The sequence below is a fragment of the Gordonia polyisoprenivorans NBRC 16320 = JCM 10675 genome, from assembly GCF_000241325.1.
GTDB classification, from domain to species: Bacteria; Actinomycetota; Actinomycetes; order Mycobacteriales; family Mycobacteriaceae; genus Gordonia; species Gordonia polyisoprenivorans.
In genome coordinates, this window is sequence record NZ_BAEI01000031.1 from 304148 (window position 1) to 318272 (window position 14125).

General features: G+C 68.0%; 17 protein-coding genes and 1 tRNA gene. 12 read left to right on the forward strand and 6 right to left on the reverse strand.

Translation table 11 applies throughout. The features are described 5' to 3' along the window. Positions 1 to 46: 46 nt before the first annotated feature. Positions 47 to 523, forward strand: a complete 477-nt coding sequence (locus GOPIP_RS08800; RefSeq protein WP_014358531.1) for a MarR family winged helix-turn-helix transcriptional regulator — start codon at positions 47 to 49, stop codon at positions 521 to 523. Positions 524 to 599: 76 nt separating this feature from the next. Here GOPIP_RS08800 and GOPIP_RS08805 read toward each other — a convergent pair whose 3' ends face one another. After that, positions 600 to 1577, reverse strand: coding sequence for an NAD(P)H-quinone oxidoreductase (locus tag GOPIP_RS08805; protein ID WP_006369286.1), 978 nt, complete (start codon positions 1575 to 1577; stop codon positions 600 to 602). Positions 1578 to 1739: 162 nt separating this feature from the next. On the opposite strand from GOPIP_RS08805, the gene GOPIP_RS08810 reads away from it, so the two are divergent. Next, positions 1740 to 1827 (forward strand) — tRNA-Ser (locus GOPIP_RS08810). 139 nt (positions 1828 to 1966) lie between these two features. Then, positions 1967 to 2602 (forward strand): YoaK family protein, encoded by a 636-nt coding sequence (locus tag GOPIP_RS08815; protein WP_170320191.1) that lies wholly within the window; start codon positions 1967 to 1969, stop codon positions 2600 to 2602. 33 nt (positions 2603 to 2635) lie between these two features. Here the strand turns inward: GOPIP_RS08815 and GOPIP_RS08820 are convergent, their stop codons facing one another. Then, a complete protein-coding gene (locus GOPIP_RS08820; protein ID WP_006369288.1) occupies positions 2636 to 3529 on the reverse strand; it encodes an SDR family NAD(P)-dependent oxidoreductase in 894 nt (297 codons plus the stop codon). After that, positions 3529 to 4776 carry an alpha/beta hydrolase family protein gene (locus GOPIP_RS08825; RefSeq protein ID WP_006369289.1) on the reverse strand — a complete coding sequence of 416 codons (1248 nt, stop codon included), beginning with the start codon at positions 4774 to 4776 and terminating at the stop codon, positions 3529 to 3531. Before GOPIP_RS08825 ends, GOPIP_RS08820 begins: the two co-directional genes overlap by 1 nt. A gap of 72 nt (positions 4777 to 4848) precedes the next feature. Between GOPIP_RS08825 and GOPIP_RS08830 the strand changes: the two genes are divergently transcribed. The 4 genes from GOPIP_RS08830 (at position 4849) to GOPIP_RS08845 (ending at position 7116) form a co-directional block, all read left to right on the forward strand. Then, positions 4849 to 5265, forward strand: coding sequence for a CoA-binding protein (locus GOPIP_RS08830; RefSeq protein ID WP_006369290.1), 417 nt, complete (start codon positions 4849 to 4851; stop codon positions 5263 to 5265). 7 nt (positions 5266 to 5272) lie between these two features. Continuing rightward, positions 5273 to 6031 (forward strand): hypothetical protein, encoded by a 759-nt coding sequence (locus GOPIP_RS08835; RefSeq protein ID WP_006369291.1) that lies wholly within the window; start codon positions 5273 to 5275, stop codon positions 6029 to 6031. 30 nt (positions 6032 to 6061) lie between these two features. After that, complete coding sequence (locus GOPIP_RS08840; protein WP_006369292.1) at positions 6062 to 6568, forward strand: MarR family winged helix-turn-helix transcriptional regulator; 507 nt, start codon at positions 6062 to 6064, stop codon at positions 6566 to 6568. Positions 6569 to 6633: 65 nt separating this feature from the next. Next, complete coding sequence (locus tag GOPIP_RS08845) at positions 6634 to 7116, forward strand: hypothetical protein (RefSeq protein ID WP_006369293.1); 483 nt, start codon at positions 6634 to 6636, stop codon at positions 7114 to 7116. Between the two features lie 63 nt (positions 7117 to 7179). Here the strand turns inward: GOPIP_RS08845 and GOPIP_RS08850 are convergent, their stop codons facing one another. Beyond that, positions 7180 to 7707 carry a DUF1697 domain-containing protein gene (locus GOPIP_RS08850; protein ID WP_006369294.1) on the reverse strand — a complete coding sequence of 176 codons (528 nt, stop codon included), beginning with the start codon at positions 7705 to 7707 and terminating at the stop codon, positions 7180 to 7182. A gap of 4 nt (positions 7708 to 7711) precedes the next feature. Then, positions 7712 to 8860, reverse strand: a complete 1149-nt coding sequence (locus GOPIP_RS08855) for a citrate/2-methylcitrate synthase (protein ID WP_006369295.1) — start codon at positions 8858 to 8860, stop codon at positions 7712 to 7714. A gap of 98 nt (positions 8861 to 8958) precedes the next feature. Here GOPIP_RS08855 and GOPIP_RS08860 point away from each other — a divergent pair, with 98 nt between their 5' ends. Then, positions 8959 to 10182, forward strand: a complete 1224-nt coding sequence (locus GOPIP_RS08860) for a citrate synthase (RefSeq protein ID WP_006369296.1) — start codon at positions 8959 to 8961, stop codon at positions 10180 to 10182. A 5-nt stretch (positions 10183 to 10187) separates the two neighbouring features. Here the strand turns inward: GOPIP_RS08860 and GOPIP_RS08865 are convergent, their stop codons facing one another. Continuing rightward, positions 10188 to 10964: a methyltransferase domain-containing protein gene (locus GOPIP_RS08865; protein WP_006369297.1), complete on the reverse strand. Its 777-nt coding sequence runs from the start codon at positions 10962 to 10964 to the stop codon at positions 10188 to 10190. 54 nt (positions 10965 to 11018) lie between these two features. Between GOPIP_RS08865 and rnhA the strand changes: the two genes are divergently transcribed. The 4 genes from rnhA (at position 11019) to GOPIP_RS08885 (ending at position 14009) form a co-directional block, all read left to right on the forward strand. Further along, entirely contained in the window at positions 11019 to 11498 is a 480-nt protein-coding gene (rnhA, locus tag GOPIP_RS08870) for a ribonuclease HI (RefSeq protein ID WP_006369298.1), read from the forward strand. Beyond that, the gene (locus tag GOPIP_RS08875; RefSeq protein ID WP_006369299.1) at positions 11495 to 12409 is read left to right on the forward strand and encodes a D-isomer specific 2-hydroxyacid dehydrogenase family protein; all 915 of its coding nucleotides are present in this window, start codon (positions 11495 to 11497) and stop codon (positions 12407 to 12409) included. The genes rnhA and GOPIP_RS08875 overlap by 4 nt, the downstream gene beginning before the upstream one ends. A gap of 155 nt (positions 12410 to 12564) precedes the next feature. Next, positions 12565 to 13032 carry a MerR family transcriptional regulator gene (locus GOPIP_RS08880; RefSeq protein WP_014358544.1) on the forward strand — a complete coding sequence of 156 codons (468 nt, stop codon included), beginning with the start codon at positions 12565 to 12567 and terminating at the stop codon, positions 13030 to 13032. Further along, complete coding sequence (locus tag GOPIP_RS08885; RefSeq protein WP_006369301.1) at positions 13029 to 14009, forward strand: aldo/keto reductase; 981 nt, start codon at positions 13029 to 13031, stop codon at positions 14007 to 14009. Before GOPIP_RS08880 ends, GOPIP_RS08885 begins: the two co-directional genes overlap by 4 nt. Positions 14010 to 14125 lie beyond the last annotated feature (116 nt).

The window sequence follows — 14125 nt, forward strand, 5'->3', positions numbered from 1 at the left end:
CCCACTGAGTTAGTAAGTTCTGCTCTGGTGCACTATTTTGTGGAAAGTGAACACCGAGGAGTCTGCGCGGCTGTCCGACGCTGAGTTGGCCGTGTGGAGCGCTTTCGTCGACGGGGGCTGGGCCCTGATGGCCGAGGTGACCGCGGGCTTCAGCGCCGCGGGGGTCTCGGTCAATGACATGCGGGTGCTCGAGATCATCGCCGCCCGGGAGTCGATCGGGATCAGTGAGATCGCCGCGGCGATGCATGCCGGCGTGAGCACGGTGTCGCGCGTGGTCGCCCGCCTCATCGACGACGAAATCCTCGAACGCGTGCACTCCCGCTCGGATGCCCGGCACCGACTGGTCCGCCTCACCGCCCACGGACGGGCCCAACTGCGCGCACAGCTCGACATCCGCGACGCGGTGGTTCGCAAGCATGTCATCGAGGTGCTCAGCGCCGAGGAGTTCGAGTCCCTCGGCCGCATCTTCGGCAAGATCCGCGACGGATCCTCGGCCCGACCCTGTCCGGACGGGCTCGCCTGAGCCGTCAGCTCTTGGCGCCGGGGGTGACCGGCCTTGGGTGATCAGTCTGCAGTGATCAGACTGCAGTGATCAGTGATCAGACTGCGGCCACGCGCAGCAACACCTTGCCGATCGCCTCGCCGCTGTCGAGGCGATCATGCGCTGCCGCGGCGTCGTCGAGGTCGTAGACGCTGTCGATGACCGGCAGCACCTTGCCCGCCTCGATCAGCGGCCAGGTCACCGTTCGCGTGTGCGTCACGATCTGGGCCTTGCCGCCGTCCCCATCGACCGGTCGGGATCGCAGCGTCGTCCCGATCACCGACGCGCGTTTACCCATCAGCGCGGCGATCGACAGCTCGGCCTTGGTGCCGCCCTGCATGCCGATGATGACCAGGCGGCCGCCGGTGCGCAGCGCAGAGATGTTCTGCGTCAGGTACTTTGCGCCGATGATGTCGAGAATGACGTCGGCGCCTCCGCTTTCGGTGATCGCCTCAACGAAATCGTCTGTGGCGTAATTGATCAGGATGTCGGCGCCGAACCCGGCGCATCGATCGAGCTTGGCCGCGGTACGTGCGGTGACGGCGACGCGGGCGCCGAGTGCGTGGGCGAGCTGAATGGCGTGGGTGCCAATACCGCTCGATCCGCCGTGGACGAGGAGCAGTTCACCAGCTCGCAGACCCCCGGCCTCGATGACGTTGGAAACCACCGTGCACGCCACCTCCGGTAGCGCCGCGGCGTCGGCGAGAAGAACCCCGGCCGGGACCGGCAGCACCTGCGCCGCGGGAACCGCCACCCTCTCGGCATATCCGCCGCCGGCGAGCAGTGCGCACACCTCGTCGCCGACCGACCAGCCCGACACCCGTGCCCCGACCTCGCTGATCCGGCCCGAGACCTCGAGCCCGAGGGTCTCCGGCGCGCCGGGCGGCGGCGGATAGTTGCCGCGACGTTGGAGCAGATCGGCGCGGTTCACCCCGGCCGAGACGACGTCGATGACGACCTCGCCGAGGTCGGCGACCGGATCGTCGATGGTGGAGACGGACAGATCGCCTGACGAAGAAACGGTGACGGCACGCATGTCACGATCGTGACACAAGGCGGCCCACCGTGCGCGGTCGGTGCTGGTAGGCGCGCTGCGCGCACGGGCCGCGTCCGCCAGCTGGCGACGCGTCAAGAGATCGGTGACGACCCGTGAGCCGATTCGGCCGGCTGCAGGGCCCTCACGTACCCTTTTCGGCAGGGAAGCGTGGCAGAGCGGCCGAATGCACTCGCCTTGAAAGCGAGCGTGGGTAAAACCACCGGGGGTTCAAATCCCTCCGCTTCCGCCAAGAGTTCGTCGTCGAATCGGCACGTTGTAGCAGAACGTTCGCCCCTGGCGTGACCTTCTGCTACATCTCGCCTCGTGGCGGGCTGCATCCCGCACGTCTGTGCCACAATCCGCGAGTGCACTCGATACGCAGGCGGGAACTGGCGCTGGCAATGGTGTTGGCGGCGATCGCCGGCTACCTCGACGCCGTCGGCTTCCTGCATCTCGGTGGCTTCTTCGTGTCCTTCATGAGCGGCAACACCACGAGGGCGGCCGCGAATGCCGCTTCCGGTGACTGGGTGCAGGCCGGGCGGGCCGCCGGGCTGATCGGGCTGTTCTTCTTCGGCGTCGTCGCCGGGTCGGTGCTGTCACGCTTCGCGCACGGCAGAGTGGTGGTGTTGTGGGCGACCACGGGGATCGTCGGTTGCTCCGCCCTCGCACAGTCGCTGGGTGTCGGAGTGCCTGCGATCCTGGTGATCTCGGTGGCGATGGGCGTGCTCAACGCCACGTTTCAGCGCGGAGGCGAGGTGTCGATCGGGTTGACCTACATGACCGGAACCCTGGTCAAGGCCGGGCAGCGTCTTGTGGACGGCTTCTTCGGTGGGTCCCGCACCGCGTGGTTGCGTTACCTGGTGATGTGGATTGCCTTGTCCGCCGGAGCCATTGCCGGTGCGTACGCGTACACCCGCATCCCCGACGCCGTGCTCTGGATCGCTGCGGGCGGACTCCTGCTGGCAACGTCGGTGACCACGATCGTGCGCCGACGCTCGGTACTCACCGCGACAGACGCCGAGTAGCTGACACCGACAAGCCCCGAATGCCGGCAGATCTCAGAACCCCGTACCCGTGAGCCTTTCGGCCGCCTCCCAGAGTCGGCCGGCGAGCGTGAAATCGCAGGCCGTTGTCGAGCGGCCGAACAGCACCGGCCGGCCGCGGAGCGCGCCGATGCCGTCGACGCCGACGTAGCTTCCGGTGGCGATCGGCTGGGTGAGGCAGTAGATCGTGGTGGCGGCACCGGCGTCGACGTCGTTGGCCAACAGCTCGGCACCGGCGTGCACGATGCGATGCGCCAGTCCGAGGTGCGGTTTGTTGGAGATGTTGGACGCCACCCAGCCGGGCGTGGTCAACATCGTCTCGATCGGCGAACCCGTTGTGCGCAAACGCCGGTCGAGCTCCAGACCCCACAACATCACCGCGAGCTTGGATCGGGCATAGGCGCGCGGTGGGCTCCACGACGCGCCGGAGTAGTTGAGATCGTCCGGGTCGATCCGCGCGGCCTTGTGCGCGTCGGACGCGACACACACGATGCGCCGACGGACCTGTGCGAGAAGGAGATTGGTGAAAGCGAACGGGCCGAGGAAATTGGTGCCGATGCCGAGTTCGAATCCGTCGACGGTCTGGGAGTGCGTGTGCGGGAACATGCCGGCGTTGTTGACGAGGAAGTCGATGGGCCCCTCGATGGATGCCGCGCAGTCGCGCACCGACGACAGATCCGCGAGGTCGAGCCGAACCACCGAACAGTCGCCGCCGAATTCGTCGGCGCGGCGGCGCCCCAACTCGACGTCACGGGCGGGCAGGATCACCGAGGCGCCCGCGCGGGCGAGTGCGCGCGCCGTCGCCAACCCCAATCCGTTGGTGGCGCCGGTGACCACCGCACGTGTACCGTTCAGCGACGCGAGATCGAGGCCCGCGAACGGATCCCGCTTTCCCCGACGTCTCGCCATCACGCACTCACCTCGAGAGCGTCGTCGAGCCAGTCGAACATCCGCTCGGCGGTCACCGCCCGGCCCATCGGCTGGCAGTGCCAACTGGCGCCCTCGGCGGCGGTGAAATCGACGACGGTCGACGACGTTCCGGTCAGCATCGCAGCCAGCCGGGCCGATTGCCCGGGCCAGAACTGCTCGTGTTCGGGGGCGGTGATCAACATCGGGGTGGTGATCGCGGCGGCCGCATCGGCGTCGAGGCGGTACCGCATCACCTCGCGCATCGTGTCGAAGTACTGCCCGTTGTGCCCATAAGGTCGTGCCCGCCACGCCCACATGCGTTGGGTTGCTTTCTGTCCGGTGAGCCCGAGGGCCATCTCCTGATCGAATCGCTTCGCCTTCGACGAATCGTCGAGCATGCCCACCAACGATTTCGGCAGGTGCGTCGTCCACGACGCCGACACATCGACCACCCCGGGATCGACCACGGCCGCCCGATAACGGTGCTCCACCGACAACGCCTGCGGCACCCAGAAACCTGCCTGCGAAATCCCGTACACCGCAAGGCGTTGCGCATCCACGCCCGGCTGCCCGATGACGGTGTCGGTGACCGGGGTCAGCACCGCCTCCCAATCGGGGCGGAACAGCACCGATTTCTCGAACAGCATCGACTGCTGCCCCGGGCCGTCGAACAGCACGACGTTGTACCCGCGGGTGAGGGCGGGCTGTCCGGCCGCGCACCACAGAGCCGAGATCGACCCGTCGCTCCCGTTCACCAGAACCAGTGTCGGGCGGGGCCGCTCGTCGTCGGCGGGCCGCACCAACCAGCCGGGCATGGTGGTTTCGTCATAGGGGATGGAAAGGCGTTGTGCCGCAAAGGAGCCGGCGCCGACGAAACCGTCCCACGCGGCGCGGTGTTCGGCGAACACCGTCATCCGTTGCGTCTCGGTACCCAGCCCGTCGAGGCCGTCGAAGGCGGTCGAGAGATAGTTCGCCGCACGCAGATACGCCGATGCGGCACTCACTCGATGCCCGTGGGCAAACGAGTCGCGCGCAGAGCCGGCCACCCGACGGCCCACCGACAGCCAGGCATCGGCCCACGCCTGCTCGTGCCCGGAGTCGAGGCCGTCGATGGTCGCGAGAACCTCCCCGGCGTCGGCGCCCCCGGATGTGCAGTAGCCGAGCAACAGTCGGACCGCGTAGTCGCGGCCCGAATCGGAATAGAAACCACGCGAGAATGCCTGATGGATCGGGTGGGTCAGCTGCATCTACCGCTCCTTCTCCGCCCCCGGATCACAGCTTACGTTCGGCCCCGGGGCGAAACGCCCTAAACTGGCGCCATGAGCACCGATGAGGTCGTCGAACAGATCCTGCGTACCTACGACACCATCACGGTGGTCGGGGCCAGTGCCAATCCGACCAAGGCCGCCAACGAGGTTCCGGAGTACATGAAGTCGAAGGGATGGCGGATCATCCCGGTCAATCCCACCGCCACCGAGATCGTCGGGGAGCAGGTGTACCCGACGCTGGCCGACGTGCCCGAACAAATCGGTCTCGTCGACGTCTTCCGCCCGTCCGCCGACACCCCGGAGATCGCCCGGCAGGCCGTGGCCGCCGGCGCCACCGCACTCTGGCTGCAGTTGGGTATCGCTTCACAGGAGGCCCGGGAGATCGCCGAGTCGGCCGGCCTGCTCTACGTCGAGGACCGTTGCCTCATCATCGAGCAGCGCCGCACCGGGATCACCGCGGGCGCCTGACGCTGCCGTGAGCGCCGTCGACACCTTCTGGCATTCGGGCCGGTTGCCGCTGTCGTTGCTGTTCCTCGCGTTCCTGCTGACCTTTGTCATCACCCGCACCATCACGCGGTTGATCCGCGCCGGCCGAGGGCCCTTCCACAACAATGTGCGCGGCGGCGTGCACATCCACCACGCCGTGCCGGGGCTGGTGTTGTTGTTGGTCGGTGCGGTGATGTCGGTGACCGTTGCCGGCCATCGTCCGGGCGCGCTGATCGCTGCGGTCCTCATCGGCGTCGGCGCGAGCCTGGTCCTCGACGAGTTCGCCTTGATCCTGCATCTCGGCGACGTCTACTGGAGCACCGAGGGCCAACTCTCGGTACAGGTGGTCTCGCTGACCACGGCCGTCCTCGGGCTGTTGGCGTTGGGCGTCAATCCCTTCGACGACACCACCGCCGCGGAGAACACACAGCTGCACGGGAATTGGGGCGTGCTGGTGGTGCTTCCGATCCACATCGCGTGTGTTCTGGTGTGCGTCGAGAAGGGCAAGTACTCGACCGCCGCGGTCGGCGCGTTCATTCCGCCGGTCGGCTGGATCGGCGCGATCCGTCTGGCCCGGCCGCACTCGCGGTGGGCCGGCCGTCGCTATTCACCGGCAAAGAAGGCACGGGCCGCCACACGCGCCGACGGTTTCGACGACCGCTTCGGCAAGTGGGGACTGACCATCGAGGACTGGGTGGCGGGCAAACCGTCGAGCGGACCGCCCCCGGCCGCCGGGCCTACCATGTGAGGCATCACTGGAGTCATCGGGTGGAGGGACATGGCGGAAGCGACGATCGGCGAACCGGAGGTGGTCGCCGGCCCGGACCTCGGCGAGAACCCGTTGCTGCTGGAGCGACAGGTGTGTTTCGCCCTGGCCGTCGCCAACCGATCGGTCCTGCGCATCTATCGCCGGCTGCTCGAGCCCCTCGGCCTGACCCACCCGCAATATCTGGTGATGCTCGCGCTGTGGGAGTCCTCGCCCCGCGCGGTCAAGGACCTCGGCGCGGTGCTGCAACTCGATTCGGCGACGCTCTCGCCGCTACTGAAGCGACTGGAGACCAACGGGCTGATCGAACGCCGCCGTCGTGACGACGACGAACGCAATGTCGACATCGCCCTCACCGACACCGGGTGGGCGCTGCGCGAGCAGGCGCTGTCGATCCCGCCGGCGGTCGTCGACGCCCTCGGCGTGGACCTCGCCGACCTCGAGGACCTGCACCGGGTGCTCACTCGCGTCAACGCCGCTGCGGTCCGCGCCGCGCATGCGACGGAGCCGCTCGCATGACGTGGTCCCGCCTGCCGGTGCCGCAGCCGCGCAGGGTCGCGACGGGACTGGGCTAAGGTCGCACTATGTCGGCCATCGCGATCGTTGTCATCGGCGTCATCGTCTTCGTCGCACTGTTCATCCTGATCGGCGCGATCTGGTTCGCCTGGGATTCCGACAAGCGGGTCCGGGCGTTCGCGCGGTCGACCGACCTGATCCCGGGCAAACCGAGCCGCGCCCCCGACAACTGGACGACGGCGACCTCGCCGGAGGCGTTGCTGCATCGGCGGGTTCGGTACGCGATCGCCGACGTGCACCAGAATCCGGCGATCCCGCACGACAAGGCGACTCTGGCCGACCGCGACCGGCTCGACGACGCCGTCTTCGCCCTCGACGATCAGCTGATCGCGGCGGCCGATCTCGACGGCGACGACAAGACCGACCGCCTGCAACAACTCGAGGGTGTGGTCGAACAACTCGAGGAACTGCCCCGCAAACTGTGGGAAGCGCCGTTCGAGAAACAACGCGAGGACATCGAAGCCGTCACCGCGGCACTGCTGCGCGTCTGACCGGTGGCACTGCTGCGCGTCTGACCGGTGGCACTGCTGCGCGTCTGACCGGCGGCGCCGGGTTCAGGCCTCGGCGAGATCGACCAGTGTGCGCACTGTCCGCAGGTTGCGGCCGGTCCCCGTCACCCCGAGTCCCCGGGCGATCTTCGGCACGCTCAGCGTGGTCCCGGCGACGCCCGCCGCGTAGTGGATGTGCAGGTCGGTGCCGATGAGCGCTAGTTCGTCGGCGCCGAAGTCCTTGGCCACGAAGGCTTCTGCCTTGTCGGTATCGGGTTCACCGGTCAGGAAATAGATGTGGGCGAACTTCTCTTCGCTCGCCTCGAACGGGTAGGCCTCGAGTGCGTCGCGGAGTTGCGTCGCCGACCGGGCGATCACCTCACGGGAGAAGCCGTAGCGTTCCTCGATGGCGGTCTCGAGCGCACGTGCGAAGTCGTCGGCGGAGTCGGGTGGTGTGCAGATCAGATTGCCGGACGCGATATGGGTGGTCACGTCGGTGGCGCCGAGTTCGGTTGCCATGGAGCGCAATTCCGCCATCGGTAGTTTCGCGCCACCGACATTGATCGCGCGGATGAGAAAGACCAATCGTGCCATGCGATCAGTCTGGCACGGCGGCGGGTGCGGCCGGGGGCGGACCGACATACCGTGCCGCGGGCCGGATGATCTTGCGAGAGCGGGACTGCTCGAGGATGTTCGCACACCAACCCACGACCCGACTGACCGCGAAGGTCGGCGTGAACATCGACCGCGGCACGCCGCAGCACTCCATCACCACACCGGCATAGAACTCGACGTTGGCGTACCGCGGCTGATCGGGGTGGGCCTGCGCCAGGACCTCGGTGATGGCTGCCTCGGCGGCGATGGCCTGCTCGACGAGGGGCCCGCCGAGTTCACCGGCGATGTCGCGCAACATCATTGCGCGCGGATCAGCCGTGCGATAGACGGCGTGCCCGAATCCCATGATGCGCCGGTGCTCCTCGACCTGACGGCGGGCCCACTCGGTGGGGTCGCCGAACGCGGCGATCTCGTCCAGCGCGTCGAGCGCGCGGTCGGGGGCACCGCCGTGCAGCGGCCCCGAGAACGAACCGATGGCCCCGCACACCGCCGCGACGACGTCGGCGCCGGTGGAGGCGATGACCCGGGCGGTGAACGTCGATGCGTTGAAACCGTGGTCGATCGTGGCGATCAGATAGTGCTCGATGGCCCGCACGTGCTCCTGCGTCGGCTCTCGACCGGAGATCAAGTAGAGCCAGTTGGCCGCCGCGGACAGGTCGCGGCGCGGCTGCAGCGGCTCCTCACCGGCGCGGATGCGGGCGAGCGCACCGAGGATCGTCGGGGTGAGGGCGGCCACCCGAATGGCGTCGGTGCGGCGCTGTTCGTCATCGCTGTCCCAGAGCGGCCGGACCCCGGTCGCGCTGCCCGCCGCCGAGAGCACGGTGCGCAGCCCCGACAACGAGTCCCGCTCACCGCCGAGCAGCGCCGCCGCGGTGAGGATGCCCCCGACCTCCGGCGGCAGCACCGACATCCGGTGCACCACCTCGATGAAGTCGTCGAGTTCGGCGGCACTCGGCAGATGGCCGTACAGGAACAGGAACCACACCTCCTCGAATGAGCGGGTGCGCGCCAACTCGATCGCCGAGTACTGGCGGTAGTGATAGAAGCCCTCGGCGCCACGCACGTCGCCGATCTCGGTATCGGCGACGACGAGGTCGTGTAGTCCCGGCGGGGCGATCAGTGGTTCGGTCATCACAACTCCTGACGCTGCTGGAGGCCGCTCCGTCGACGGCTCCGTGCTCTCAGGGTGGCGAGGTTGAGCGGTGTGGTCAATGTTGATTCAATCAATGTGTGACCCGCGCGCACACCCGCCGATTCCCGACGCCCATCCGGCACGACGGGCGCGACTACCTGACCACCGAACAGGTCGCAAAGGTGTTGGGCGTCAAGCTCTCCACCGTCTACGCCTATGTCAGCCGCGGGCGCCTGCACAGTTCCCGCATCGCCGGATACGACGGCAGCATGTTCGCCGTCGACGAGGTCGACGGGCTACTGCAGGGCTCGCGACATCGGCCGCCGGCCGGCGTCGCCGAACGCATCCGCACCCAGCTGACCTATCTGCACGACGATCGGCTGCACTATCGTGGCCACGACGTCGCCGACCTCGCCCGCACGACGGGCTATGAAGATGTCGCGCAATTACTCTGGGGCGAACCGTGGACCGCGGCCCCGCCGGCGCAGGGAATCGGGGCCGCGGTGCGACGTGTCGCCGGAACCAACTCGCGCGGGCTGGACCGGATCCGGCTCACCGTCGACCTACTCGGGGCTCGAGACCCGTTGCGCCATCACATCGAACCCGCAGCCGTCACCGAGAAGGCCACCCGCGTCCTCGTCACCGCGGTCGACGCACTGGCTCCCGGGGAATCAGAAGGTTCACTGGCGCAACGACTGTGGCCGCGCCTGACCGACGAGCCCGCGACACCACGCGCGGTCAAGGTACTCAACGCGGCATTGGTCGCGCTCGCCGACCACGACCTGGCCGCGGGCACCGTCGCCGCGCGGGTCGCGGCCAGCGCGCGGGGCAGCGTCTACGCCGTCATCGGCGCCGGACTCGGTGCCTTCGACGGCCCGATGCACGGTGGCGCAACCACATTGGCCTACCGATTCCTCGCCGACGCCCTCGACGACCCGACCGCGGCCATCGCCGACGCCCTCTATGCCGACACCCACATCCCCGGGACCGGCCACGTGATCTACCGGGCCCGCGATCCCCGGGCGACGGTGCTGCTGCAGATGCTGGCGCGCAGCGGTGGTGGTGATCGACGCGTGCAGCCTGCGGTCACCACGATCGTCGAGGCGCTCGGGCCGTCGACCTTCGTCAACTCCGACCTGGCGCTGGCGGCACTGGCGTTGCGGTACCGGATGCGTCCGGATGCCGCCGAGACGATCTTCGCGCTGGCACGGATCGCGGGCTGGATCGCGCATGCGCTCGAGGAATACCAGGCGCCGCGGTTACGGTTTCGGCCCGAGGGCGTCTACACCGGGGTGCGTCCGAGCGGGGCCCACGCCACCTGAGCAGTTCAGATGTGCGGTTGCGGGGAGGCGACGGCGAAGGTCCGCCGGAACGGCAGCGGCGTCCCCCAGGGCCGCGACGGGAACGCCGCACGAAGACGCGCCTTGTACTCGTCGGTGAAGCCGTCGACGAGGTCGTCGGGAAGACCTTGCAGGAACGGACGCGCCCCGGTCCCGGAAATCCACTCGAACACCGGGTCCTCGCCGTCGAGGACGTGCAGGTAGGTCGTCTCCCAGGCGTCGACGGAGTAGCCGCGGTCGGCGAAGAACTCCAGGTACTCCTGCGGACCGGTGGTCGGCAGCCGCCGCACATCGTGCAGGTGCTCGGCGTAGGGCTCCTCGCGGGAGAGTTCGTCGAGCAAGGTGTGGGTGGCCGAACTCGCGTTGTTGGGCACCTGCACCGCGAAGGCACCGCCGGGCGTCAGATGGTCGAGGAGGTCGCCGATCACCGAGAACTGGTCCGGGACCCATTGGAACATCGCGTTGGAGACGATCAGGTCGACCGGCTCGTACGGCTTCCAGGTGGTGACGTCGTGGACGTCGTAGTTGGCGTCGGGATCGGAATTGGAACGCAGCGCCTCGTCGATCATCTCCGCCGACGAATCGATACCGAGGATGTGCGCGTCGGGCCAGCGTGCACGCAGGTAGCGGGTGAGGTGGCCGGGCCCGCAGCCGAGGTCGATGATCGTGGCGGGCTCGATCGGGACGCGCGCGATGAGGTCGAGAAACGGTCGCGAGCGGGCGTCGGCGAACTGGAGATAGCGCGTCGGATCCCAGACAGGCATGGCTCCACCCTAGTCGTTTCGTGCAAGCGTTGCGTGTCTCGTAATCTCGGAGGAATGGCGAACGATCCTGACACGACCCCCGGTTCCGACGATGTCGTGGAGATCTCCACCGATGGCGCCTGCCTGGGCAATCCGGGCCCCGGTGGATGGGGAGCGGTGTTGCGGTACAAGGGCACCGAGAAGGAGATCTCCGGCTCGGCGCCCGACACCACCAACAACAAGATGGAGTTGCAGGCGGCGATCGAGGGTCTCGCGGCGCTGAAGCGGCCGTCGACGGTGATCCTCTACACCGACTCCAGCTACGTGCGCAACGGCATCATGAAGTGGGTCGCCGGCTGGCAGCGCAACGGCTGGAAGACCGCCGACAAGAAGCCGGTGAAGAACGCCGACCTGTGGAAGCGCCTGATCGACGAGGAGAAGCGGCACCAGGTGGAGTGGCGCTGGGTCAAGGGCCACAACGGTGATCACTACAACGAGATCGCCGACCGCCTCGCGACCTCGGCGGCCCGCGAGATCGCGCAGGTGCGCTCATGACCACCCGGGTGCCGGTCGCCGTCGAACCGATCCGTGACGAGCACGTCGTCGCCGCCGTCGAGGAGGCGGGCGGAGAAATTGTCGGACTCGACGGGGCGCGGGTGCTGGTCTGGCTCGGCGACCCCGACGGCTTCCCCGCGCTGCCCGACGCCGTCGAGTGGGTGGCGCTCAAGACGGCCGGGATCGAGGGGTTCGTCAACGCCGGGGTACTCGACGACAAGCGGACCTGGACCAACGCGTCGGGCTTCTACGCCGAAAACGTCGCCGAGCACGCGCTGGCGCTGCTGCTCACCGGGCTGCGACAGATCCACACGTCGATTCGCGACCACTGGGACAAAGAACCCATCGACACCGCGGTGCGCACGTTGCGCGGTGCGACGGTGGCCATCGTGGGCGCGGGCGGAATCGGTGCGTCGCTGACGCCGCGACTCAAGGCCGGTGGCGCGCGGGTGCTCGCGGTCAACCGGTCGGGCCGACCGGTCGAGGGCGCCGACGAGACACTGCCGTCGTCGCGGATGGACGAGGTGTGGCGCCGCACCGACCACGTCGTGCTCGCGGCGCCGTCGACGCCGGAAACCCACCACCTGATCAACGCCGAGAGCTTGGCCGCGTTGCCCGCGCACTGCTGGATCGTCAACGTCGCCCGTGGGCCCCTCGTTGATCAACAAGCCCTCTATTGGGCACTGCGCGGTGGTGAGATCGCCGGTGCCGCACTCGATGTCACCGATCCTGAGCCGCCGGCCGCCGACGACCCGTTGTGGTCGCTGCCCAACTGCATCATCACCCCGCACATCGCGAACCCGTCGTCGGGACTCACGCGAGAACTCGCGCCGTGGGTGGCCGAGAATCTCCGGCGGTTCGTCGCCGGGGAGGAGTTGATTTCCACGGTGTCGGCCGACCGCGACTACTGAGTCGCCGGCTGGGCCCAAGAGTAGGGGAATACCGTTCTTCCCCTACTTTCCGGTTCCTCCCCCAGAGATTTCTGCCGGAAGAACGAAAACCCCGCGGAAGAGCGTGTAGGTTCGGTCTTGCCTTCGAGCGCGCTCAAAGGCCTAGCGTTGCTGCCATGAGCACAGAACATCTGATGCGCAAGGCGCTCGACGCGCTCGGCGGCCTCGACGGACCGCTGTCGGTGGAGGTGATCCACTCCCTCGTTGGTCTCGACGAGATCGCCGAACCGATGAGCGTCGCGCAGGCCGCCGAGGCGCTCGACATCTCGCCGCACACCCTGCGCTACTACGAGCGCATCGGGCTCGTCGAGGTCCCCCGAGACGCCGTGGGCAACCGGATCTATGACGCCGACGCGATGCGCAGGCTCGTCTTCTTGACCCGGATGCGGTTGTCCGGCATGGCAATCCGAGATCTCCAGCACTACGTCGAGCTCGTCGACGCCGGAGACGACACCGTCGATGAACGCCTCGACATGCTGCTCGAACACCGCGACACCATCCGCAGACAGATCGCCGAACTGACGCTGTCGCTCGCGGCCACCGAATACAAGATCGCCACCTACGGAGGAAGGACCCAACCATGACCCCCCGCTCTCCCCGCCGTATCGGCTCCCTTGAGGTCTCCGGTATCGGATTGGGCTGTATGGGAATGAGTTTCGCCTACGGCCCGGCCGACCAGGACGAAGCACTAGCCACCCTGCACCACGCTCTCGACACCGGGATCACACTGCTCGACACCGCCGACATGTACGGCGGCGGCGCCAACGAGAAGCTGCTGTCGACGGTGCTCGCCGACCGCCGCGACGAGATCGTCCTCGCCACCAAGTTCGGGATTCTCACCGATCCCGACACCGGATTGCCCAGCGGTGTCGACGGCTCACCCGACTACGTCCGACGCTGTGTCGACGCGTCGCTGCAACGCCTGGGTGTCGACGTCATCGACCTCTACTACCTGCATCGAGTGGACCCGACCCGTCCGATCGAGGAGACCGTCGGCGCGATGGCCGACCTCGTGGCCGCGGGCAAGGTCCGCGAACTCGGCCTCAGTGAGGCGGGCGCCGACACCCTCCGGCGAGCGTCGGCCGTGCATCCGATCGCCGCTCTGCAATCGGAGTGGTCGCTGTTCAGCCGCGACATCGAGACCTCCGACGTGCCGGCGGCGCGCGAACTCGGTGTGACCGTGGTGCCCTATAGTCCGCTCGGTCGCGGCATGCTCACCGGCTCGGCGGCCGCCGCCGCACCCGGCGCGGGTGACTTCCGCGCGACCTTGCCGCGGTGGCAGGCAGACAATCTCGACCACAACCTCGCCCTCGTCGACGAGATCCGATCGGTCGCAGGTGAAGTCGACGCGACGGCCGGGCAGGTCGCGCTGGCCTGGCTGCTCGCCCAGGGTGACGACGTCGTCCCGATCCCGGGTACCAAGCGTCGCACCTACCTCGACGAGAACATCGGCGCGCTGTCGGTGACGCTCACCGCCGAGCAGCTCGAGCGACTCGCGGCGTTGCGACCGGCGGGAGAACGTTATCCCGACATGAGTTGGGTGGCCGGGGCCTCGGCCTGAACGAGCGGGCGAGAAGGTAAGGGATGAATGTTCTTCCTGAAGCAATTCGTTCGTCCCTCAGCAATTGCCGGGGGACGAACGAAACTCCCGAGGAAGAACGTCACCCTCTCCGCCAA